Source organism: Microbispora bryophytorum (assembly GCF_043197435.1).
GTDB lineage: Bacteria > Actinomycetota > Actinomycetes > Streptosporangiales > Streptosporangiaceae > Microbispora > Microbispora bryophytorum.
The window spans coordinates 445,547-466,211 of record NZ_JBICTF010000006.1 but is presented as its reverse complement, the minus strand read 5'-3'; the positions used below and the strand labels follow the sequence as shown (position 1 = coordinate 466,211).

Genomic DNA, 20,665 nt, shown 5'->3' with positions numbered 1-20,665 from the left:
GCCCGATGCCCGTCCCGCTCTATCAGGCCAAGGCCGACTTCTTTCGCACCCTGGGACATCCGGTGCGCATCCGGGTGCTCGAACTCCTCCGGGACGGGCCTCGCCCGGTCCGCGAGTTACTCAACGAGATCGAGGTGGAGGCGTCGAACCTGTCCCAGCAGCTCGCCGTGCTGCGCCGTACCGGCCTGGTCGGCGCGGTCAGGGAGGGCGGCACGGTGGTCTACTCGCTGGCCACCCCCGACGTCGTGGACCTGCTCGCGGCGGCCCGGCGGATCCTCACCGACATGATCACCGGCCAGGGCGAGCTGCTGGCCGAGCTTCAGGCGGAGGCGGCCGAGTGACCGGCGCGGCCGAGCGGCTGTACGGCCGAATCGCCGGGCTGCTGCCCTCGCCCGCCGACTGGCGACCGGCCCGCCGCAGCCCCGGCCGGGACCTGATCGCCGGGCTCACGGTCGCGGTGGTGGCCCTGCCGCTCGCGCTGGCCTTCGGGGTCGGCTCCGGGCTGGGCGCGCAGGCCGGCCTGGCGACCGCCGTCGTCGCGGGCGCGATCGCCGCCGTCTTCGGCGGCAGCAACCTCCAGGTGTCGGGGCCCACGGGGGCCATGACCGTCGTCCTCGTCCCGATCGTGCACAGTCACGGCCCGGGCGGGGTGCTCGCGGTCGGCCTGCTCGCCGGGATCGTGCTCCTGGTGCTCGCGCTGGCCCGGGTCGGCAGGTACGCCCGCTACATGCCCACTCCCGTCATCGAAGGGTTCACGGCGGGCATCGCCGTCGTCATCGCGCTCCAGCAGGTGCCCGCGGCACTCGGCGTGACCGGCGAGGGGGAGCGGGTGTGGCAGGCGGCGGGGAACGCGCTCGCGAACTTCGCGCGCGACCCGCGTCCGGTGCCGATCGCGATGGCGCTCGTGGTCGCCGGGGTCATGCTGCTGGGCGCGCGATGGCGGCCCGCGGTGCCGTTCTCCTTCCTCACGGTCGTGGTCGCCACGGTCGTGGCCGAGGCCGCAGGGCTGGACGTCGCCCGCATCGGAACGCTGCCGGCCGGGCTGCCCGCGCCGTCGATCGGCTTCCTCGACCCGGGCGCCGTCACCTCGCTGCTCCCGGCGGCCCTCGCCGTGGCCGCCCTCGGGGCCCTCGAGAGCCTGCTGTGCGCCTCGGTCGCCGACGCCATGAGCGTGGGGGAGCGGCACGACCCCGACCGCGAGCTGTTCGGGCAGGGCCTGGCGAACGTCGTCTCGCCGCTGTTCGGCGGCATCCCCGCCACCGCCGCGATCGCCCGTACGGCGGTGAACGTCCGCTCGGGCGCGCGGTCCCGCCTGGCCGCTCTCGCGCACGCCGTCGTGCTGGCCGTCATCGTGTTCGGCGCGAGCGGCCTCGTCGGGCGGATCCCGCTGGCCGCGCTGGCCGGGGTGTTGCTGGCCACGACGGTCCGCATGGTCGAGGTCGGCTCGCTGCGCGCCATCGCCCGCTCCACCCGGGGCGACGCCGCGGTGATGGTCCTCACCTTCGCCGTCACCGTCGTCTTCGACCTCGTCACCGCGGTCGCGGTCGGCGTCGGCGTCGCGATCGTGCTCGCTCTGCGGGCCGTCGCGCGCAGCGCGCAGATCGAGCAGGTCCCGCTGGAGACCGGCGACCACGGCGACGAGGAACGGCGCCTGCTGGCCGAGCACATCGTGGCCTACCGGTTCGACGGCCCGCTGTTCTTCGGCGCGGCCCACCGCTTCCTGCTCGAGCTGTCGGAGGTCGCCGACGTGCGGGTGGTCATCCTGCGCATGTCGCGGGTGTCCACGATCGACGCCACCGGCGCGGGCGTCCTCGGCGACGCGATCAGGCGGCTGGAGGGGAAAGGGATCACCGTGCTGCTGTCGGGCATCCGGCCGGGCCACGACGAGGTTCTCGGCGGGCTCGGGGTGGCCGACCACCTCCGCCGCGACGGGCTCGTCTTTCCGGACACGCCGGCCGCGATCGCCCACGCCAGGACGCTGCTCGGACTCCCGTCCGCGCCGCCGCCGACCCCGGTTCTCGCGGCGCCTCACCCGGACGTTTCCCCGCGGACGGTGTGATGGGCGCACGACTCCCCGTAGGCTTCCGAGTGGAAGAGCAGTAGCCTTAATTTCCTACCAGCTTTGTGGGAGACTGGGGTGATGAGCACCTGGCCCCGCGAGACACCCGTCACCGCCGCCGTCACGGCCGCGCGCTGGGTGCGGTCGGCGGCGATCGACGACGACCTGGGACGGCGATGGCGGGCCAACCCCGATCCACGGGGACGGTCGGCCGGGGCCGGTGACGTCGCGTCCCTCTACGCCGGCGCGGCCGGCGTCGTGCTGTTCTTCCTCGAACTCGCCGCCGCCACCGGCCACGAGGCGTACCTCCAGGACGCGCTCGCGGGAGCGCGCAGACTCGCCGTCACCTGGCCCGAGCAGCGCGACCCGACCTTCTACCACGGGCGCGCCGGTCTGATCTTCGCGATGGCGGAGACGGGGTGGGCGACGGGCGACGAGGAGATCTTCGGAGCGGCCCGCGCCGCCGCCGACCGCCTCGTCCGCGACGCCCGGCCCCTCGGCGACGGCATCGGCTGGACCGGCGACCCGGCGCAGCGCGGTGACGGGGGGATCGTGCTCGCGCTGCTGCACGCGTCCGGCATCCTCGGCGTCCCGGCGTACGAGGAGGTGGCCATCGAGGCGGGGGAGCGCATCGCGGGTCTCGTCGTCCCCGGGCACCGCTTCGGCGGCGACGCCGTCCCCGACCTGCCCGTGGACGCCGTCACCCCCGGGTTCCTGTCCGGGACGGCGGGCACGGCGTTCCTGCTCGCCCGCCTGTACGGCGTGACCCGCGACGAGCGGTTCCTGGCGGCGGCCCGCAGGGGCGCCGACTTCGTCCGCACGGTCAGCGAGGTCACCGACAGGTGCGCGCTCGTGCCGCACCACATCCCGCAGGGGCGCCGGCTCCACTACCTCGGCTTCTGCTCCGGATCCGCCGGCGTGGCCCGCATGTTCCACGAGCTGCACCGGGTCACCGGCGACCCGGGCGATCTCGACTGGATGGAACGGCTCGCGCACGGAATCATGCACAGCGGCGTGCCCGGCGCCCGGCCCTCGGGTCACTGGGACGTGGCCTGCCTGTGCTGCGGCACGGCCGGGCTGATCGAGTGTTTCGTGGGCCTGTACGCGGCCACGGGGCACGAGCCGTACCTCGACTTCGCGCGCACGCTCGCGATCGACCTCATCGGGCGCGCGACCGCGGGCGACGAGGCCGGCTTCCGCTGGTATCAGGCCTATCGGCGGCTGCGGCCGGGAGAGGTCACGGCCGACACCGGATACATGGTGGGAGCCGCGGGCATCGGGACGGCCCTGCTGCACCTGGACGCCACGGAGCGCACCGGCACACCGCGCCGGCTGATCCTCCTGCCGGACAACCCGTTCCCCGCCATCCCGATCCCCGCCGCCGTCCTGCGCGGCGACCAGGCATAGCCAGGAGCGCGCAGGCGCCGGACGGGGTGGGGGCGGACTACTCCCTGCGGCGTAGCGCGCCCGCCCAGTGCGTCCGGCACGGTAGTCGGGAGAGCCCTCCCCGGTGCGACGACAGCGCGGTTTCGTCGCGGCACGATCTTCCCAGAGACCCTTCCCGGGAAGGACGGAGCGACGATGTTGTTTGTCGAGCTGCTGGTGCCCAAGGGCATGTTCGACGAGTGGGAGCGCCGGGTGCTCGCCCGGCGGCTCACGGCGCGGAGTCTGCTGTCGCCCGGCGACGGCACGACCCCCGCCGTGGACCCCGGTGTCATGGATCTGTTCGACTCGCTCTCCCACGTGGTGGTCCGTGAGGAGGAGATCTGGATCGCGGGCGACACCCTGCTCGACACCCCGCTCGACGGCTCCCAGGACCCCTGGTATGTGGTGAACGTCGTCGTCGGGCTGTGGGGCAGGGAGATGAGCGAGCACCTCGTCTCCCGGATCACCGCCGAACTCGCGGAGGCGGAGGGGCGCTCCGAGCCGCGTGTCGTGGTGAATGTGATCGGTCTTCCGGAGGGCGGCTACGGCCTGCGCGGGCGGGTGTGGCGATCCTCGGACTTCCTCGCCCTGATCGAGGAGGCCAAGACCGGATCGGCCGCGCAGGTGCCCGACGGCATGGTCGTCGACCCGGTCTGCGGCGCCACCGTGCCGCTGGAAGAGGCGGTGATCCTGGAGCGCGACGGGCAGACCCACGGCTTCTGCTGCACCCACTGCCGCGGGCACTTCGTCAGAGAGTCGAGCGCTGCGGGGGCGTCCTGACGGCGGCCGGCGGCGGGCGCCCCGGAGGCGGCGCGCCGGGCCGGATCCCGGCTGAAAATTTCACCTGTGCGCGGCGGGCGCGCCCAGCTCAGCGGGGGTGGCGCCCGGCGCACCTTTGACTTAACCGGTCTAGTTCACGACGCTTCGCTCCGGTCTTCTATGGAAGGACGGAGCATGCGACGCAGAGGCGCGATCCTCACCGCCCTGGGGCTGATGGCCGCAGGCGGACTCGCCGTGGGCAACACGCCGGCGGCCCAGGCCGCGGTGGCGTGCACGGTCACCTACACGGCCAGCCAGTGGCCGGGCGGCATGTCCGCCAACCTGGGCATCCAGAACCTGGGCGACGCCCTGAGCGACTGGACGCTCACCTTCACGTTCCCCGACAGCGGTCAGAAGGTCACCCAGGGATGGTCGGCCACCTGGAGCCAGTCGGGCAGCACCGTGACCGCGACGGCGATGGACTGGAACAAGTCCCTGTCCACCGGCGGCTCGACGAGCATCGGCTTCAACGGATCCTGGTCCGGAAGCAACCCGGCGCCGACCGGCTTCACGCTGAACGGCGTCGCCTGCAACGGCGGCACGCCGTCGCCGTCGCCGTCCCCGTCGGCCTCGCCTTCCCGCTCGCCCAGCCCGTCGCCGAGCCCGTCGCCCAGCCCGTCGCGCAGTCCCTCTCCCAGCCCCTCGCCCTCGACATCACCCAGCCCATCGCCCAGTCCGTCTCCCAGTCCTTCCGCCAGCCCGTCCACCGGGACGGCGCCGAAGCTGAAGGTGTCGGGCAACAAGATCGTGAATGCCGCGACCGGCACGCCGTACCGGCTGCTCGGGGTCAACCGGTCGGGCGGTGAGTTCATGTGCGTCCAGGGCCGCGGCGTCTGGGACGGCCCGGTCGACAACGCGGCGATCGACGCGATGAAGGCGTGGAACGTCCGGGCGGTCCGCGTCCCGCTGAACGAGGAGTGCTGGCTCGGCCTGAGCAACATCCAGTCCTCCTACGGCGGCGCCGCCTACCAGAACGAGGTCAAGGCGTACGTCGACCGGCTGGTCGCCAAGGGCATCACCCCGATCGTCGAGATGCACTGGAACTACGGCCAGTACACCGGCAACTCCTCGGGCTGCTCCGACGTCCACGCCTCCTGCCAGAAGCCGATGCCGGACGCGCAGTATGCCCCGCAGTTCTGGACAGGGGTGGCGAACGCGTTCAAGGGCCGGGACGAGGTCGTGTTCGACCTGTTCAACGAGCCCTATCCGGAGCGCGCCACCGGGAGCGCCGCCTCGGGGTGGGCCTGCTGGCGCGACGGCGGCACCTGCTCCGGCATCCCCTACCAGGTGGCGGGCTTCCAGTCCCTGGTGAACGCGGTGCGGGGCACCGGTGCGACCAACATCATCATGCTGGGCGGCCTGGCCTACTCCAACGACCTGTCGCAGTGGCTGCAGTACAAGCCCACGGACTCGCGGAACAACCTGGCGGCCGCGTGGCACGTGTACAACTTCAACTCCTGCGTCAGCGCCTCGTGCTGGGACAGTCAGCTCGCGCCGGTGGCGGCCCAGGTCCCGCTGGTGGCCGGGGAGATCGGTGAGAACACCTGCTCGCACGGGTTCATCGACCAGGTCATGAACTGGTTCGACGCCAAGGGCCTGTCCTACCTCGGCTGGACCTGGAACGCCTGGGACTGCTCCACCGGCCCGTCACTGATCAGCGACTACAACGGCACCCCGACCGCCTTCGGGGCCGGGCTGCGGGCTCGCCTGCTCTCGTCCTGATCCCGATACGTGGCGTGCCCTCCTTCCCTCTCCGGCCCCCCGGGGGAAGGGGGGCGCGTCATGTCTGACTTTGCCACTTGATGGGGAGTTCGTCCAGAAAGTAAAACTTTCGCCTCAGATGTCGAGATTTGGGGTGTTCTTGGCTTAGTGTCCGGTTACCCAGCCGTGACCAGTCAGGAGATCCCCCATTTCCAGCTACGCGGACCCCCAGAACGTCCTCCGGGAGCAGATGAGCCCGGCGAAGGATGAGACGCACCACGCGTTCGCCGTGTCCCCACATCGGCAGTCCCCACATCGGCAGGACGCCTCCGCCCGCTCCGTTCCGGCGGGCTCCCAGCACACATCCACCGACGGCGCCGACGCGGCCGCCGTTCCCGAGGTCGGCTGCCCGACCGCCGAGGGCCGCACCGTCCTGTACACCGGCAAGACGACCGCGTCGTACTTCTGGGACGACGGATCGGGCGTCAACGGCGACACCGGCGCCCCCGCGTCGGGCGAGCCGATGCAGGAGGGCCTGGCCGCCAGCCCGAGCTGGCCGATGGGCACCAAGGGCTATGTGGTCTACAAGGGGAAGAAGGCCGACTTCTTCATCGGTGACCGCGGCCCCGGCGTTCCCTCCAGCAGCGGGGTCATGCTCGACCTCGACGGCAAGACGTTCGCCGACCTGACCGGCGGCAAATGGGACACCGGCTCGCTCTCCGTCGAGGACGCGGGCGGGCTCGGCCACATCCCGGTGAAGTACGTGATCACCCAGTGGGGCAAGGGCCGCGGCAAGACGGGAGAGCCCAAGCCCTTTTCCACGGGCGCGTACGGGGTCAAGGACCAGCCGAAGCCTCCGCCGCCCTGCCCCACCAGGGCTCCCGCTCCCGCTGCGGCCCCCACTGCCGCTGCTGCCGCTTCCGCTGCCGTCGCGCCGCAGGACTCCGCCCCCCTGCCCACGGCCGGCGTGAAGGAGAGCCCGGCCCCCGCCGCCTCCGCCGCCTCCGCGGCCGTTGCGCCGGACACGCCCGTCTCAGCGGATGTGCCGGACACGCCGGACACGCCCGCCTCGCCGGACACGCAGGCCGAGGCCGCCGCGAACCCTGCCGCAAGCTCTTCTGTGAACCTCTCCGCGAACCCCGCCCTGACCGCCGGGAACACCACGCAGAAGAGCACCCCGACGACCGCGCAGAAGACCGTGAAGGCGGCGAGGCACGGCCAGGTGACGGCCTCCCCCGCGTTCGCCCCCGTGTCGGCCGTGGACGGACAGTCGGCAGAGGCGGCCGCTCCCGCCTTCTCGGTCGCGATCGTGGTGTGCGCGCTCGTCGCCGTGGGCGCCAAGGCCGTGCTGAGCCGACCCGCCCACGCCCACGCCCACGCCCACAGAGGCTCGCACCAGCAGGGCCGCCACCGCAGGCAGTAGCGGGACGCGGTCGCCGCCGCGCCCCGGCGGCCCGCGGACCTCTACCGCTTGCGGCGCTTGAGCGACCCGGCCACGCGCTTGAGCACGCGGTCCCACTCCGAGCCGAACGGGTTGTCCTGCACGAGATAGGTCCAGGTGGCCGTGGGCCGCTTGAGACCCTGCTCCGCGAGGTCCCGGGTGACGTCGGCCTTCTCGAAGGTCTCCTTGGAACGCCGCCCGACCTCGTCGAGCATCGCCCGGTAGGCCGGAACGGCCTCGCGGTTGAACTCGTCGAGCGGGTTCATGCGCCCGAGGGCCCGCAGGTGGATGCCCTCGCGGAGGTCGGCGAGGAACCCGAGGTGCTCGGTCCAGCAGCGGTCGAGGTGATACAGCACGATCTGCCGGGCGGCCCGCTCGACCGTCTCCTCGCCCGCCGTCTCGCACAGCTCGCGGTAGCGCTCCGGGCAGGCCTGATCCAGGGCACGCGCCCCCGCGTCGCCGTACAGGACGCGGTCGCGCTGCTCCAGCACCTCCGCCCGCTGGCGCTCCTGGATCCGCGTGTAGCGCCAGGTGTTGCGGTGGATCTCCAGGTTGACGCCCTCCGCCACGCGCTGGGCATGTGCCACCAGCCCCGCGGCGTCCGCGGCGTGCACGACGCCGTCGCGGCCGGCCGGGGGAAGCGACTGGTCCGGCGCGTACGCGGTGAGGAGCGTGTCCTCGCCGCTGACGAAGAACGCCGAGCCGCCGGGGTCGCCCTGCCGTCCGGCGCGGCCGCGCAGCTGGTCGTCCAGCCTGCTGCTCTCGTGTCTCCCGGTGCCGATGACGTAGAGCCCGCCGTGCGCGGCGACCTCCTGCTCCTCGTCCGGGTCGCCCGCGCCGAGCCGGATGTCCGTGCCGCGCCCGGCCATCTGCGTGGAGACCGTGATCGCGCCGCGCCGGCCGGCCTTCGCGATGATCTGCGCCTCCTGCGCGTCGTTCTTCGCGTTGAGCACGGCCGCGCTCAGCCCCCTGGCCTCCAGGGCCTCGGCCAGGCGCTCGGACTCGGCGACGTCGAGCGTGCCGACGAGGATCGGCTGCCCGGCGGCGTGCCGGGTCTCGATCTCCTCAAGCAGCGCCCGCTCCTTGTCCTCCAGCGTGGCGAAGACCCGGTCGGGTTCGTCCACCCGTACGCACGGCTTGTTGGGCGGGATGACCGCGATCCTGAGGTCGTAGAACTCCCGCAGCTGATCGGCCACGGCGATCGCGGTGCCGGTCATGCCGCACACCTGCGGGTAGCGGCGGATGAGGCTCTGCACGGTGAGCGAGTCGAGGATCTCGCCCGTCTCCGACGCCGGCAGGTGCTCCTTGGCCTCGACGGCCGCCTGCAGCCCGTCCGGCCAGCGTTGCAGCACGGCGACCCGGCCGCGCGAGGAGTTGATCAGGTGGACCCGGCCGTCTCTCACGATGTAGTCGACGTCCCTGGTCAGCAGTGCGTGGGCGTGCAGGGCGAGGTTGACCTGGGTCACCACGCCGGGGTGCTCGTAGAGGTCGACCCCGAGGGCCTTCTCGACCGTGTCGGTGCCCTTGGGGGTGAGGAAGACGCTGCGCCCCTCCTCGTCGATCGTGTAGTGGTAGCCGCGCGACAGCCGCCGCACCAGGGCCGCCATCTCGGGCAGCGCCGTGCCGGGGTCGGCCGTGCCGGCCAGCACAAGCGGCACGCGGGCCTCGTCCACCAGGACCGAGTCGGCCTCGTCCACCAGCGCGACGTCGGGGGCGGGCACGACCAGTTCGGCCGGGTCCGTGCACAGGCGGTCGCGCAGCACGTCGAACCCCAGCTCGCTGACGGCTCCGTACGTGACGTCGCAGGCGTAGGCCGCCCTGCGCTCCTCGGGGGTGGAGGTCTCGGCGATCCACCCGGCCGCGAGGCCGAGCGTCTCGTACAGCGGGCCCATCCATTCCGCGTCGCGGCGGGCGAGGTAGTCGTTGACCGAGACCGCGTGCACCCGGGCGCCGCGCAACGCGGACCCGGCCGCCGTCAGCGCGCCGACGAGCGTCTTGCCCTCGCCGGTGGACATCTGCACGACGTGGCCCTCCAGCATGGCGAGCATGCCCACGAGCTGCACGTCGTACGGCCGCTGGCCGAGCGACCGGTGGGCGGCCTCCCGCATCACGGCGCAGAAGTCGGCCGAGCCGACCCAGCCGGGATCGAGGGCCGCGGGGCGCAGAGCGGCACGCCGGGAGACCTCGGCCTCCAGCGTGCCGGCCTCGGCCACGATCCGCTGGAAGGGGGCCAGATCGACGCTTCCTGGTTTGTCCAGGAACCGCTTGATCCATTCGCCTACCCGTGCCACATCCGCTCCAACGACTCGCTTGCCGGACTGGTTCCACATGCCCGATTCATGGTCCCACTAGTGACGCCGATTTCCACGGCGCCCCCTACCTGACACTCCCTGACAGGTATACGCGGAAGGATGGCCACCATGACAACGATCGCGAAGCTCATCGCCGTGACCATCGACTGCGCCGAGCCGAAGAAGCTCGCCGAGTTCTACTCCCAGATCACCGGGTTCCCCGTGCAGTACGCCGAAGAGGAGTACGCGGGGATCGGCGACGGCGCGACGAGCATCTACTTCCAGCGGGTGCCCGACCGCGAGGCCCCCTCCTGGCCCGGCGCGGACAAGCAGTTCCACCTCGACTTCCGGGTGCCCGACGTGGCCACTGCGGTGGAGGAGTACGTCGCGCTCGGGGCGACCAAGCCGGAGTTCCAGCCGGGCGACTGGGTGGTGCTCGCCGACCCGGAGGGCCACCTTTTCTGCGTGTGTCCCGAGAGGTCCTGAAACGGGCCCGGTGATCCAGGACGGTAACAGGGTGGCTGACCCGTAAAGCCCCACTTGTGTCACCGGCTCCCGTGACGCGTGCCGGGTCCCACTAAGCTTGCGTGGTGATTTCTCGACACACCGGCGGGCGCGCATGACCTGGGTGGGAATGGCGATCGCTCTCGTCGGCGCGCTGGGATACGCCCTGGGTGCGGCGCTCCAGCAGTTCGAAGCGGTGAGCGAGGGGGCGACCCTGGCTCTCGTCAGAAGGCCCCGCTGGTGGATCGGCGGGGTCATCGGTTTCACCGGGGCGTCCCTGCACGCGGTGGCCCTCAGCATTGCTCCGCTGGTCGTCGTCCAGCCCGTGAGCGTGGCGACCCTCGTGTTCGCGGTGCCGCTCGCCGCGACGCTGCACGGCAGACGCCCGCGCCGGGCCGAGATCGCCGGCTCGATCGCGGTGGCGGTCGGCCTGCTCGGCCTCATGCTGCTGGTCCCGGCGCACAACGTGACTCCGGTCCTGTCCGACGCGCACGCCCTGGAGCTGATCGGCTGCGTCGCCCTGGTGGTCGCCGTCACGTTCACCGCGGCCCGGCGGCTGAAGGGCCCGGCGAAGGCGCTGCTGATGGCGGTCGGCGCCGGAGCGGTCACCGCTACCGTGTCCACCTTCGTCCGGGTCGTCGGCGGAGGGCTCCAAGGAGACCTCGGCCACCTCCTCCACTGGTTCACCCTGGCCATCCCGGTGCTGCTGGTCTGCGCCGTGGTGCTGCTGCAGAAGTCGTACGCCGTGGGCTACTTCGGCATCGCCTACGCCGGGGTCCAGGTTGTGGACCCCATCACCTCGGTGACCGCCGGAGCGGTGCTGCTGGGCGAGTCGCTGCCCACCGAAGCGGGCAAGGCGGTCCCCGCGCTGCTCGCGGCCGGGCTGCTCATCGCCGGGACGGTCACGCTCGGCCGCCTCACCCCCGACCAGTCCAAGCCCGCCGCCGTACCGGCCGAGCCGGACAGGATCGGCGGCCCGGTGGTCGCGTCCGAGGTGGCCTGACCTCCTCAACTCCGGGGTGACCAGGCGAAGACCCGGTCACCCTGGCGCGACGCGACGTCGGGCCCCAACCGGCCCGCCGCCCGCATCGCGCCGTCGCGCAGGGCTACCGCCAGCGGGTTGCGCCATCGGGTGAGCCGGCCGATCGACCGCGACCGCCGCACGATCGGCGTCGTCCGCGCCAGCCGTTCCCTGCTGTAGACGGCAAGCCCTGCGGCGAGATCGCCAGGGGAGACGCGCTCGGCGAGCACGACCGCGTCCTCCATGGCCTGGCAGGCGCCCTGCCCGAGATTGGGCGTCATGGGGTGGGCCGCGTCGCCCAGCAGCGCGACCCGTCCCGCGTGGAAGGCGGGCAGCGGGGTGTCGAGGCTGTGGATGTCGTGGCGGAGCACGGCCGCGGGGTCGGCGGCGTCCAGCAGCGCCGGGATCGGGTCGTGCCAGCGGCCGAACAACCGGAGCAGTTCGTCCCTCTCGTCCGCCGCGCGCAGGCCCGCCGGGACCGCCGCGGTGGCGTAGCAGTACACCTGACCGCCCGCGAGCGGCATGACCCCGAAGACCAGCCCGCGTCCCCACGTCTCGGAGGCAGGCACGGTCTCGGAGGCCCCGGTCACGCCGGGCAGCGGCACGATCGCCCGCCAGCTCGTCACGCCCGTGTAGACCGGTGCGGGATGCCCGGGGAACAGCGCCGAGCGGGTCCGGGACCGGATTCCGTCGGCCGCCACGACCAGGTCGGCCTCGATCGTCTCCGTCGCCCCCGCCACGGTGACGCGGCCGGTCGCGGGGTCCACGGACTCGACCCGGCTGTTCACCCGCAGGGCGCCCTGCGGCAGGCGTCCGGCGAGGATGCCGACCAGCGCCGCGCGGGTGAGCAGCACGATGGGATCGCCATACCGGGCGGCGGCGTCCTCGGCGGTGGTCCGCGCCAGCCATCGGCCGTCCGGCAGCCGGACGCCGCCCCGGCCCTGGATGGCGGAGAGCTTCCGCACGTCGTCCCCGGCCCCGATCACGTCGAGCGCCCGCAGCGCGTTGGGCGCGACCGCCAGCCCGGCGCCCACCGGCTCGACCGAGGCCGCCCGTTCCAGGACCGTCACCTCCCAGCCCTTGTGCGCCAGGGCGAGGGCCGCCGTCAGCCCGCCGATGCCCGCTCCGACTACCACCGCGTGCGCCATGCCCGCCTCCCGTTACTACACCTGTAGTGAGATTACTACAGGTGTAGTCCGCCCCTACGATGAGGGGGTGAGCAGTCAGCGTGCGGCCGTCGTCGCGGACGCGGCCATCGCGATCCTGGCCGAGCGGGGGATGCGCGGCCTCACCCATCGGGCGGTGGACGAGGCGGCGGGGCTGCCGCCGGGCTCCTCCTCGAACCACGCGCGCACACGGGCGGCGCTGCTGGAGCTCACGCTGGCCCGGCTCGCCGAGCGCGAGGAGGCCGTGTTCGCCGCCGCGACGCCACCGGACGGCGGGATGCCCGAGGGTGCGGGCGAGGTGGCCCCGCTGGCGGATCTCCTGGCGAGGACGGTCCACGCGGCGATCACCGTGCACCGGGAGACCACGATCGCGCGGTACGAGCTGGCGCTGGAGGCGACCCGGCGCCCCGAGCTGCGCACGATCTACGACGAGGTGGGGCGCCGGTTCCGGGAGCAGGCCATCGCGGTGCTGGCCGCCGCCGGCTCGCCCGATCCGGTGCGGCACGGGCGGCAGATGGTCGCCTACGTCGAAGGGATGCTGTTCGACGCGATCGTGGGGGCGGGGGACGTGCCTGACCTCGACGAACTCGGCGCCGCCTTCCGGGAGCTGCTCCGCGTCGTCTCCGGCACGTGAGCCCCGGCGGCCTCGCCGAAGCGTCCGGCCGCCGGCCGCCGGTCGCCCCCGAAGCGATCGCGCGGATACCCCAGGTCACCGTCCGGCGGGCCGGTACACGGTGACGATCACTCCCGTCCCGGTCGCCGTCGATTCGACCAGCCGGAAGGCCGGCAGGTCCGAGCCCGAGTCCGGGAACAACCGGCGGCCGGAGCCGAGCACAAGCGGATAGACGAGAAGAACCAGTGTGTCGACGAGGTCGCGTGACAGCAGCGACCGGACCAGGACCCCGCTGCCGAACACCACCAGGTTCTCCGGCAGCTCCTCCTTCAGACGGCTCACCGCGTCAGCGGCGTCGCCTCCGAGGAGCACGGAGTTCTCCCAGGCGAGGGGTTCGGTCAGGGTGGTGGACGCCACGTACTTCCGGGCGCGGCCGAGAGCCTCGCTGAACGGGTTCGGCGGCTGCTTGGGCCAGTAGCCCGCGAACTGCTCGTAGGTCGTCCGGCCGGCCAGCAGGGACCACGCGCTCGTCATGTGGCGGCCCATGACCTCCTGCATGGCCGGGTCCTGGTGCCGGCTCGCCCAGCCGCCGTGCCGGAAGCCTCCGCGCAGGTCCTCCTCGGGGTTTCCGGGCGCCTGCATCACACCGTCAAGCGTCAGGTGTTCGATCGCGATGACCTTGCCCATGCCGTGTCTCCTTCACCGTCGTCCGTCGGTCTCACCCCCTACACGAACGACAAGCCGCCGGATCGACAGGCGCCGGGGTGTTATTCGCGGGAGGCCAGCAGGCGGGCGCGGTGCGCGGGCCACTCGTCGTCGAGGATCGAATACAGAGGGCTGTCGCGCCAGGTGCCGTCCGTGCGGCGGTACTGCCTCCGGAGCACGCCCTCGCGGACGCCGCCGATGCGCTCGATGGCCGCCTGCGACCGCAGGTTGCGGATGTCGGTCTTCAGCACCACGCGGACGAACCCCAGAGCGAAGGCGTGGTCGAGCAGCAGGACCTTGCACTCGGTGTTGACGGCGGTGCGCCAGTAGGCCCTGCCGTACCATGTGGAGCCGATCTCCACGCTCTCGTTGAAGCCGCCGACATCCCAGAAGCCGGTCGAGCCGATCGCCCGGCCGGTCTCCTTGAGGACCACCGCGAACTGGGTGGTGCGCGGGTCGGCGAGCAGCGTGTCCACCAGGCGGCGCATGTCGTCCTCGGCCCGCGGCACGGGTTCCGGCCGGTGCCGCCAGACCTCCTCGTCCCCCGCCGCGGCGAACAGGTCGGGCACGTGGCCGGGGGCGAGGGGCTCAAGGCGTACGACGCGGCCGTCGAGCACGGTCGGCGCGGGCATCTTCGCGGTCATGCGCCCGACGGTATCGGCGGCGTACGGTGCGAGCGGATGGCCACTTGGGGCGGAACGGCGAGGACCACTTGGCCGTGACCGTGTCGACACACATACCGTCTGGTCGGTACGCTGACGGCGTGAACGATGACCCGCCCGGCCTCGACCTCACCCGCCTCGCCGAGCACCTCCAGCGCGAGGGCCTGACCGCGGGGCCGCTCACCGCGGAGCTCATCGTGGGCGGCAAGTCCAACCTGACGTACGTCGTCAGGGACGGCACGAGCACCTACGTCGTGCGGCGGCCGCCGCTCGGGCACGTCCTGGCGACGGCGCACGACATGGGCCGCGAATACCGGGTCATGAACGCGCTTCAGGACACCGGCGTCCCGGTGCCGCGCACCTACCACCTGTGCCGGGACCCCGAGATCGTCGGCGCGCCCTTCTACGTGATGGAGTGCGTCGTGGGCGGGCAGCCGCCGCTCACGCCGGCTCTCGCCCACGGGCTGGTGGACGTGCTGGCCGAGCTGCACTCGATCGCCCCCGAGAGCGTGGGTCTCGGCGACTTCGGCAGGCCCGACGGCTTCCTGCAGCGGCAGGTCGCCCGGTGGAAGCGGCAGCTCGACGCCTCGCGCAGCCGCGAGGTGCCCGGCATCGACGACCTCTACGAGCGGCTCGCCCGCGACGTGCCCGCCTCCGGCAGACCGGCGATCGTGCACGGCGACTTCAAGCTGGGTAACACGCTCGTCGCCGACGGCGAGGTGCGGGCCGTGCTCGACTGGGAGATGTCCACGCTCGGCGACCCGCTCACCGACCTGGCGCTCTTCCTCCTGTACGGCGAGGTCTCCTCGCTCGACCGGGGCTCGGCGGGGGAGGTGCCGCCCAGCTCCGAGCTGGCGGCCCACTACGGGGAGGCGTCCGGCCGCGACCTGTCCCGGCTCGGCTGGTACGTCGGCCTCGCCTGCTTCAAGCTCGCGGTGATCGCCGAGGGCATCCATTTCCGATACACGAAGGGGCTCACGGTGGGGGAGGGCTTCGCCGAGGTCGGCGACCAGGTCGCCCCGATCGTCGCCCGCGGGCTGATGGAGGTCTGATGGACTTCGGGTTCGACGCGACCACGAACCGCTACCGGGAACGGCTGCTGGAGTTCATGGACGAGTGTGTCTACCCGGCCGAGCACGCCTTCCACGAACAGGCGGCCGGCAGCGGATGGAGCCCGCCGCCGATGCTGGAGGACCTCAAGGCCGAGGCCCGCTCGCGCGGCCTGTGGAACCTCTTCCTTCCCGGCGAACGCGGCGCGGGACTGACCAACCTGCAGTACGCGCCGCTCGCCGAGATCATGGGCAGGTCGCCCGCCATCGCGCCGCCCGCCACCAACTGCGCCGCCCCCGACACCGGCAACATGGAGCTGCTGGCGGAGTTCGGCAGCGAGTGGCAGCGCAAGGAGTACCTGGAGCCGCTGCTGGCCGGGGAGATCAGGTCGGCCTTCGCGATGACCGAGCCCGACGTCGCCTCCTCCGACGCGACGAACATCGCGACCTCCATCAGGAGGGACGGCGGGGAGTACGTCGTCAACGGCCGCAAGTGGTTCATCACCGGCGCGATGAATCCCGGCTGCCGGGTCTTCATCGTGATGGGCAAGACCGATCCCGAGGCGCCCAAGCACCGTCAGCAGAGCATGGTGCTCGTCCCGCGCGAGACCCCCGGTCTCACCGTGCGGCGCGGCATGACGGTCTTCGGCTACGACGACGCCGACCACGGCGGCCACGCGGAGGTGGTGTTCGAGGACGTACGCGTGCCGGTGGACAACCTGATCGGCGAGGAGGGCGGCGGGTTCGCCATCGCCCAGGCGCGGCTCGGGCCGGGGCGCATCCACCACTGCATGAGGCTCATCGGCATGGCCGAGCGGGCCGTCGAGCTGATGTGCCGCCGGGTGCTGACGCGGGAGGCGTTCGGCAGGCCGCTGGCACAGCAGGGAGTGATCCAGGACTGGATCGCCGAGTCGCGGGTGCGCATCGAGCAGCTGCGGCTGCTGGTGCTGAAGACGGCCTGGCTGATGGACACGGCCGGCAACAAGGGCGCGCACACCGAGATCCAGGCCATCAAGATCGCCGGCCCGGCGACGGTGGAGTGGATCCTGGACAAGGCCATCCAGGCGCACGGCGCCGGCGGGATCAGCCAGGACTTCCCGCTGGCGGCGCTGTGGGCGGGCGCGCGGTCGCTGCGGTTCGCCGACGGCCCGGACGAGGTCCACAAGCGGTCGCTGGCCTACCGCGAACTCAAGAAACACATGGGGTGATGTGCGGGTGACATGGGATGAGGCGTCGGTCGCCGAGCGCGCCAGAGCCTTCCTCGCGGAGCACGACCCGGCGGTCATGGACCGCCTGGAGTTCCTTCGCGCCCGGTTCGACGCCGGGCTGGCCTGGGTGCACTTTCCCGAGGGCCTCGGCGGCCTCGGCGCGCCGCGGGGTCTGCAGGCCGTGGCCGACCGGGAGCTGAAGGGCACGCCGGACAACCAGCCGGGCCGGATCGGCATCGGCCTCGGGATGGCCGCTCCGACGATCCTCGCGTTCGGCACCGAGGAGCAGAGCAAGCGCTTCCTGCGGCCGCTGTGGACGGGGGAGGAGGTGTGGTGCCAGCTGTTCAGCGAGCCCGGCGCCGGTTCCGACCTCGCCACGCTGGCCACCCGCGCCGTACGAGAGGGCGACGAGTGGGTGGTGGACGGCCAGAAGGTGTGGACGTCGAGCGCGCACACCGCCCGCTGGGGCATCCTCGTGGCCCGCACCGACCCGGGCATGCCCAAGCACCGCGGGCTGACCTACTTCGTGTGCGACATGCACGCCCCCGGCGTCGAGGTGCGCCCGCTGCGCCAGATCACCGGTGAGGCCGAGTTCAACGAGGTCTTCCTCACCGGGGTGCGGCTGCCCGACGCGCTGCGGCTGGGCGAGGTGGGCGACGGCTGGCGGGTCGCGCAGACCACGCTGATGAACGAGCGGGTGGCGATCGGCGGCGCCCCCGCTCGGCGCACGATGATGGGCGTCGTCGCCGAGACCTGGCGGTCCCGGCCCGAGTTGCGTACCCATGACCTGCACCAGCGGCTGCTCAGGCTCTGGGTCGACTCGGAGGTCATGCGCCTGACGGCCGTACGGCTGCGCGAGCAGCTCGCCGCCGGGCATCCGGGGCCGGAGGGGTCGGGCATGAAGCTGGCCTTCGCCCGGCTGCACCAGGAGCTGTCCGGCATCGAGGTCGAGATGCTGCGCGAGGACAGCCTGGCCTACGACGACTGGACGTTCCGCCGCCCCGACACGGTCGACTTCATCGGCCGGGAGGCGGGCTACCGCTACCTGCGCGCCAAGGGCAACTCGATCGAGGGTGGCACCTCCGAGATCCTGCGCAACATCATCGCCGAACGCGTCCTCGGCCTGCCCGCCGAGCCGCGCGCCGACAAGGACGTCGCCTGGAAGGACCTCCCCCGATGACGCTGCTGTACACGGAGGTGGAGGAGGAGCTGCGGGCCGCCGTGCGCGAACTGCTCGCCGACAAGTGCTCCCCGTCCGCCGTGCTCGACCGTGCCGACTCGGCCGCGGCGGCCGGCACGCCGTACGACGCGGAGCTGTGGAAGGCGCTGGCCCGCGACATCGGCGTGGCCGGGCTGCTGATCCCCGAGGAGCTCGGCGGCTCCGCCTCCCGGGAAGGCGGCGCCTCGGCCCGCGAGGCCGCCGTCGTGCTGGAGGAGCTGGGCCGCGCCGTGGCCCCCGTGCCGTTCCTGAGCAGCGCCGTCCTGGCCACCCAGGCCCTGCTGACGGCCGCCGGGCAGGAAGCGGGCGGGAACGTCGCGGAGGAGCTGCTGGGACGGCTGGCCGCCGGGGAGGCGACGGCGACGCTCGCGGTGTCGTTCGCCGCCTCGCCGTACGCGCCCGCGGCCCCCTGCCATGAGAACGGCGCGACCCTCGGCGAGGACGGCACGGTGACCGGCACGGTCACCGGGGTGATCGGCGCGGAGGCCGCCGACGTCCTGCTCGTCCCGGTACGGCTGGCGCGGAAGACGGAACCATGCGTGGGGCTGTGCGCGGTGGAGGCGTCCGCCGCGGTCCGGGTGACGCCGGTCCCCTCGCTCGACCTGACCCGGCCCATCGCGACCGTGTCCTTCGCGTCGGCGCCGGCCAGGGTCGTCGCCAGGGCCGAGGGGCTGGAGGTGCCGTGGGTGTGGGAGGCCCTGATGCGCGGCGCCGGGCTGCTCGCCTCGGAACAGCTCGGGGTCGCCGAGTGGTGCCTCACCACGACGGTGGCGTACGTGAAGGAACGCAGGCAGTTCGCCCGGCCGGTGGGGTCGTTCCAGGCGGTCAAGCACCGGCTGGCCGACCTGTGGCTGGAGGTCGTGGGGGCCAGGGCGGCGGCCCGCAACGCGGCCGCCCTGCTGGCGGAGGCGCCCGCGGCGGGACCGCTCGGCGACGACGCGGCGGTGGCCGTCGCGGTGGCGCAGGCCCACTGCGCAGCGGTGGCGGTGCACGCCGCGGAGGAGTGCGTGCAGCTCCACGGCGGCATCGGGATGACCTGGGAGCACCCGGCGCATCTCTACCTCAAGCGGGCCAAGGCCGACCAGATCGCGCTGGGCACGCCGGGTGACCACCGTGACGCGCTGGCGGGCCCGGCCGACCTCCCCGCGCCGGTCTGAGCAGGTTTCTCCTGGTCAGGGCCGCAGGGAGTTGAGCAGGAGGTCGGCGAAGTGACGGCCGACCTCCTGACCGGTCAGCGGGCCGTCGGGGTGATACCAGGTGCCGAGGTGGTGCACCGAGCCGAAGAAGAAGTCGACCACCATCTCGGCGGGGATGTCGGCGCGGAAGACGCCGTCGCGCTGCCCCTCGGCGACGAGGTCGCGGAACCGCTCGTGGTAGCGCCGCCGCTCGGCCCGCACGCTCTTGTACGTCTCCGGCGTGAGCTGGTGCATCGACCTGAAGAAGATCTTGGAGTCGTCCAGGTTGTCGACCGTGGTCACCACCACGTCGGTCGCCGCCGCGTGCAGCCGCTCGGCCACCGGGCCCTCCGCGTCCGCGAACCGGTTGAGGCGCTCCATCTGCAGGCGCAGCACCCGGGCGTAGATCTCGTGGAGCAGGTCGTCCTTGGAGTCGAAGTAGTGGTACATGGCGCCCTTGGTGACGCCGGCCGCCGCGACGATCTCCTGCACCGACGTGCTCTCGAAACCCCGCCCGGCGAACAGCCGGGTGGCCTCGGCGAGCAGGCGCTGCCGCACCGGCTCCTCCAGGGACCCGCCGGCGGGGCGCTCCCCGTTGACGCGATCCCCCGTTACGCGGTGCTCTCCGGTTGCGCGGCGGGCCATACCGACCTCCTTCGTCTCTCGGTTCAAGCATACCGACTGGTCGGTCTAGCGTCGGCACTGGCGTAACTGCGCTACTTCCCTCACCTTAGGAGGGTTGGGATTCCCGCTCGGGTATCCCGGAGAAAGCCGCATGCCTAGTGTGGGGGGTTCGCGTGCCCAATGGGTCCATTTACGTCCCGAAGGACGAGAAGTTCACCGGCGCCTCGCCGCAGAACCTGTACGAGACATTCTGGTTCGCCGGACGCAAGAACCGGATCCGGGTCCGGGCCGCGGTCACCTTCGCGGGGTTCGTCATCGGCAACCTGGTGGGCTCGCGGCTCGGGCTGAACATGTTCGCCGCGGGCCTCGGCCTGGCCGCCCTCGCGGGCGGCACCGACCTGTTCATCGCCTGGCGCCTGCACGAGCGTACGGCGGTGTGGCGGGGCAGGCGCCGCGGCGAGGTGCGCACCGGACGGCTGCTGCGTCTCGGGCTGCGCCGGCACGGCTACCGGGTGATGGACGGCCGGGCCGTGCCCGGAGAGGCGTCGATCGACCACCTCGTCATCGGGCCGGGCGGCCTGTGGATCGTGGACAACGAGGCGTGGTCGCCCGACACCCTGATCGCACGCTACGGCGAGCGGCTGTTCTTCGACGAGAAGTTCGGCACCTCGGTCGCCAAGGGCCTCATCTCCGCCGCCGGGTCGATGGCCGCGCTGCTGACCAAGGAGACCGGCATCGAGCTCTCCATCGCCCCGGTGCTCGCCGTGCACGGCGGGAAGATCAAGGCCAGAGGCGGAGTGCTGCACGGGGAGGGACTGACCGTCTCCTACCCGGGCAGGGTGACCCGCTGGATCCGCACCCACGGATCCATGGAGCTGACCGAGGAGCAGATCGACCTGCTGGCCCGTACGGCGGCCCGCATCCTGCGCCGCATGAGCTGAGCACGCGGGCGCGGGCCGGAATCGATTCAGGCGAAGGGTCTC

General features: G+C 72.5%; 19 protein-coding genes. 14 read left to right on the top strand and 5 right to left on the bottom strand.

Annotated elements, in window-relative coordinates:
• The first annotated feature begins 5 nt into the window (after positions 1-5).
• The 6 genes from ACGFIB_RS22890 (at position 6) to ACGFIB_RS22855 (ending at position 7,427) form a co-directional block, all read left to right on the top strand.
• Positions 6-341, top strand: coding sequence for an ArsR/SmtB family transcription factor (locus ACGFIB_RS22890; protein ID WP_142574046.1), 336 nt, complete (start codon positions 6-8; stop codon positions 339-341).
• Complete coding sequence (locus ACGFIB_RS22885) at positions 338-2,059, top strand: SulP family inorganic anion transporter (RefSeq protein WP_357260939.1); 1,722 nt, start codon at positions 338-340, stop codon at positions 2,057-2,059. Before ACGFIB_RS22890 ends, ACGFIB_RS22885 begins: the two co-directional genes overlap by 4 nt.
• An 81-nt stretch (positions 2,060-2,140) precedes the next feature.
• Positions 2,141-3,466 (top strand): lanthionine synthetase LanC family protein, encoded by a 1,326-nt coding sequence (locus tag ACGFIB_RS22880; RefSeq protein WP_357251557.1) that lies wholly within the window; start codon positions 2,141-2,143, stop codon positions 3,464-3,466.
• A gap of 174 nt (positions 3,467-3,640) precedes the next feature.
• Complete coding sequence (locus tag ACGFIB_RS22875) at positions 3,641-4,264, top strand: hypothetical protein (RefSeq protein ID WP_393374768.1); 624 nt, start codon at positions 3,641-3,643, stop codon at positions 4,262-4,264.
• A gap of 174 nt (positions 4,265-4,438) precedes the next feature.
• The gene (locus tag ACGFIB_RS36705) at positions 4,439-6,025 is read left to right on the top strand and encodes a cellulase family glycosylhydrolase (protein WP_409348772.1); all 1,587 of its coding nucleotides are present in this window, start codon (positions 4,439-4,441) and stop codon (positions 6,023-6,025) included.
• 229 nt (positions 6,026-6,254) lie between these two features.
• Positions 6,255-7,427 carry a hypothetical protein gene (locus tag ACGFIB_RS22855; RefSeq protein ID WP_393374765.1) on the top strand — a complete coding sequence of 391 codons (1,173 nt, stop codon included), beginning with the start codon at positions 6,255-6,257 and terminating at the stop codon, positions 7,425-7,427.
• 41 nt (positions 7,428-7,468) lie between these two features.
• Here ACGFIB_RS22855 and secA2 read toward each other — a convergent pair whose 3' ends face one another.
• Positions 7,469-9,736, bottom strand: coding sequence for an accessory Sec system translocase SecA2 (gene secA2 / locus ACGFIB_RS22850; RefSeq protein WP_393374762.1), 2,268 nt, complete (start codon positions 9,734-9,736; stop codon positions 7,469-7,471).
• Positions 9,737-9,865: 129 nt separating this feature from the next.
• On the opposite strand from secA2, the gene ACGFIB_RS22845 reads away from it, so the two are divergent.
• Both ACGFIB_RS22845 and ACGFIB_RS22840 read left to right on the top strand, forming a co-directional pair.
• On the top strand, positions 9,866-10,222 hold the full coding sequence (locus tag ACGFIB_RS22845) for a VOC family protein (protein WP_191049616.1): 357 nt from the start codon (positions 9,866-9,868) through the stop codon (positions 10,220-10,222).
• Between the two features lie 133 nt (positions 10,223-10,355).
• On the top strand, positions 10,356-11,243 hold the full coding sequence (locus tag ACGFIB_RS22840; RefSeq protein WP_357251543.1) for a DMT family transporter: 888 nt from the start codon (positions 10,356-10,358) through the stop codon (positions 11,241-11,243).
• Positions 11,244-11,248: 5 nt separating this feature from the next.
• Here ACGFIB_RS22840 and ACGFIB_RS22835 read toward each other — a convergent pair whose 3' ends face one another.
• Complete coding sequence (locus ACGFIB_RS22835) at positions 11,249-12,409, bottom strand: FAD-dependent monooxygenase (RefSeq protein ID WP_393374758.1); 1,161 nt, start codon at positions 12,407-12,409, stop codon at positions 11,249-11,251.
• Between the two features lie 67 nt (positions 12,410-12,476).
• Here ACGFIB_RS22835 and ACGFIB_RS22830 point away from each other — a divergent pair, with 67 nt between their 5' ends.
• Positions 12,477-13,061: a TetR/AcrR family transcriptional regulator gene (locus ACGFIB_RS22830; RefSeq protein WP_393374755.1), complete on the top strand. Its 585-nt coding sequence runs from the start codon at positions 12,477-12,479 to the stop codon at positions 13,059-13,061.
• Between the two features lie 75 nt (positions 13,062-13,136).
• Here the strand turns inward: ACGFIB_RS22830 and ACGFIB_RS22825 are convergent, their stop codons facing one another.
• Together ACGFIB_RS22825 and ACGFIB_RS22820 are read right to left on the bottom strand one after the other, a co-directional pair.
• Positions 13,137-13,727 (bottom strand): dihydrofolate reductase family protein, encoded by a 591-nt coding sequence (locus ACGFIB_RS22825; protein WP_393374752.1) that lies wholly within the window; start codon positions 13,725-13,727, stop codon positions 13,137-13,139.
• Positions 13,728-13,807: 80 nt separating this feature from the next.
• Positions 13,808-14,389: a GNAT family N-acetyltransferase gene (locus ACGFIB_RS22820; protein ID WP_393374749.1), complete on the bottom strand. Its 582-nt coding sequence runs from the start codon at positions 14,387-14,389 to the stop codon at positions 13,808-13,810.
• 119 nt (positions 14,390-14,508) lie between these two features.
• On the opposite strand from ACGFIB_RS22820, the gene ACGFIB_RS22815 reads away from it, so the two are divergent.
• From ACGFIB_RS22815 to ACGFIB_RS22800, 4 genes are read left to right on the top strand one after another with little or no spacing between them, the layout of a single operon-like run.
• Complete coding sequence (locus tag ACGFIB_RS22815; protein WP_393374746.1) at positions 14,509-15,459, top strand: phosphotransferase family protein; 951 nt, start codon at positions 14,509-14,511, stop codon at positions 15,457-15,459.
• A complete protein-coding gene (locus tag ACGFIB_RS22810; RefSeq protein ID WP_142573970.1) occupies positions 15,459-16,664 on the top strand; it encodes an acyl-CoA dehydrogenase family protein in 1,206 nt (401 codons plus the stop codon). The genes ACGFIB_RS22815 and ACGFIB_RS22810 overlap by 1 nt, the downstream gene beginning before the upstream one ends.
• A 7-nt stretch (positions 16,665-16,671) precedes the next feature.
• On the top strand, positions 16,672-17,844 hold the full coding sequence (locus ACGFIB_RS22805; RefSeq protein ID WP_393374743.1) for an acyl-CoA dehydrogenase family protein: 1,173 nt from the start codon (positions 16,672-16,674) through the stop codon (positions 17,842-17,844).
• Positions 17,841-19,040 carry an acyl-CoA dehydrogenase family protein gene (locus ACGFIB_RS22800; RefSeq protein WP_357251525.1) on the top strand — a complete coding sequence of 400 codons (1,200 nt, stop codon included), beginning with the start codon at positions 17,841-17,843 and terminating at the stop codon, positions 19,038-19,040. Before ACGFIB_RS22805 ends, ACGFIB_RS22800 begins: the two co-directional genes overlap by 4 nt.
• Positions 19,041-19,055: 15 nt before the next feature.
• Here ACGFIB_RS22800 and ACGFIB_RS22795 read toward each other — a convergent pair whose 3' ends face one another.
• Complete coding sequence (locus ACGFIB_RS22795; protein WP_142573964.1) at positions 19,056-19,703, bottom strand: TetR/AcrR family transcriptional regulator; 648 nt, start codon at positions 19,701-19,703, stop codon at positions 19,056-19,058.
• A gap of 152 nt (positions 19,704-19,855) precedes the next feature.
• Between ACGFIB_RS22795 and ACGFIB_RS22790 the strand changes: the two genes are divergently transcribed.
• A complete protein-coding gene (locus tag ACGFIB_RS22790) occupies positions 19,856-20,623 on the top strand; it encodes a nuclease-related domain-containing protein (RefSeq protein WP_142573963.1) in 768 nt (255 codons plus the stop codon).
• Positions 20,624-20,665 lie beyond the last annotated feature (42 nt).

Coding starts and splice junctions, on each gene's coding strand:
- ACGFIB_RS22855 (WP_393374765.1), top strand. CDS start 6,255: ATGAGCCCGGCGAAGGATGAGACGCACCACGCGTTCGCCGTGTCCCCA.
- ACGFIB_RS22845 (WP_191049616.1), top strand. CDS start 9,866: ATGACAACGATCGCGAAGCTCATCGCCGTGACCATCGACTGCGCCGAG.
- ACGFIB_RS22835 (WP_393374758.1), bottom strand. CDS start 12,409: ATGGCGCACGCGGTGGTAGTCGGAGCGGGCATCGGCGGGCTGACGGCG.
- ACGFIB_RS22825 (WP_393374752.1), bottom strand. CDS start 13,727: ATGGGCAAGGTCATCGCGATCGAACACCTGACGCTTGACGGTGTGATG.
- ACGFIB_RS22880 (WP_357251557.1), top strand. CDS start 2,141: ATGAGCACCTGGCCCCGCGAGACACCCGTCACCGCCGCCGTCACGGCC.
- ACGFIB_RS36705 (WP_409348772.1), top strand. CDS start 4,439: ATGCGACGCAGAGGCGCGATCCTCACCGCCCTGGGGCTGATGGCCGCA.
- ACGFIB_RS22810 (WP_142573970.1), top strand. CDS start 15,459: ATGGACTTCGGGTTCGACGCGACCACGAACCGCTACCGGGAACGGCTG.
- ACGFIB_RS22890 (WP_142574046.1), top strand. CDS start 6: ATGCCCGTCCCGCTCTATCAGGCCAAGGCCGACTTCTTTCGCACCCTG.
- ACGFIB_RS22875 (WP_393374768.1), top strand. CDS start 3,641: ATGTTGTTTGTCGAGCTGCTGGTGCCCAAGGGCATGTTCGACGAGTGG.
- ACGFIB_RS22800 (WP_357251525.1), top strand. CDS start 17,841: ATGACGCTGCTGTACACGGAGGTGGAGGAGGAGCTGCGGGCCGCCGTG.
- ACGFIB_RS22840 (WP_357251543.1), top strand. CDS start 10,356: ATGACCTGGGTGGGAATGGCGATCGCTCTCGTCGGCGCGCTGGGATAC.
- ACGFIB_RS22820 (WP_393374749.1), bottom strand. CDS start 14,389: ATGACCGCGAAGATGCCCGCGCCGACCGTGCTCGACGGCCGCGTCGTA.
- ACGFIB_RS22795 (WP_142573964.1), bottom strand. CDS start 19,703: ATGGCCCGCCGCGCAACCGGAGAGCACCGCGTAACGGGGGATCGCGTC.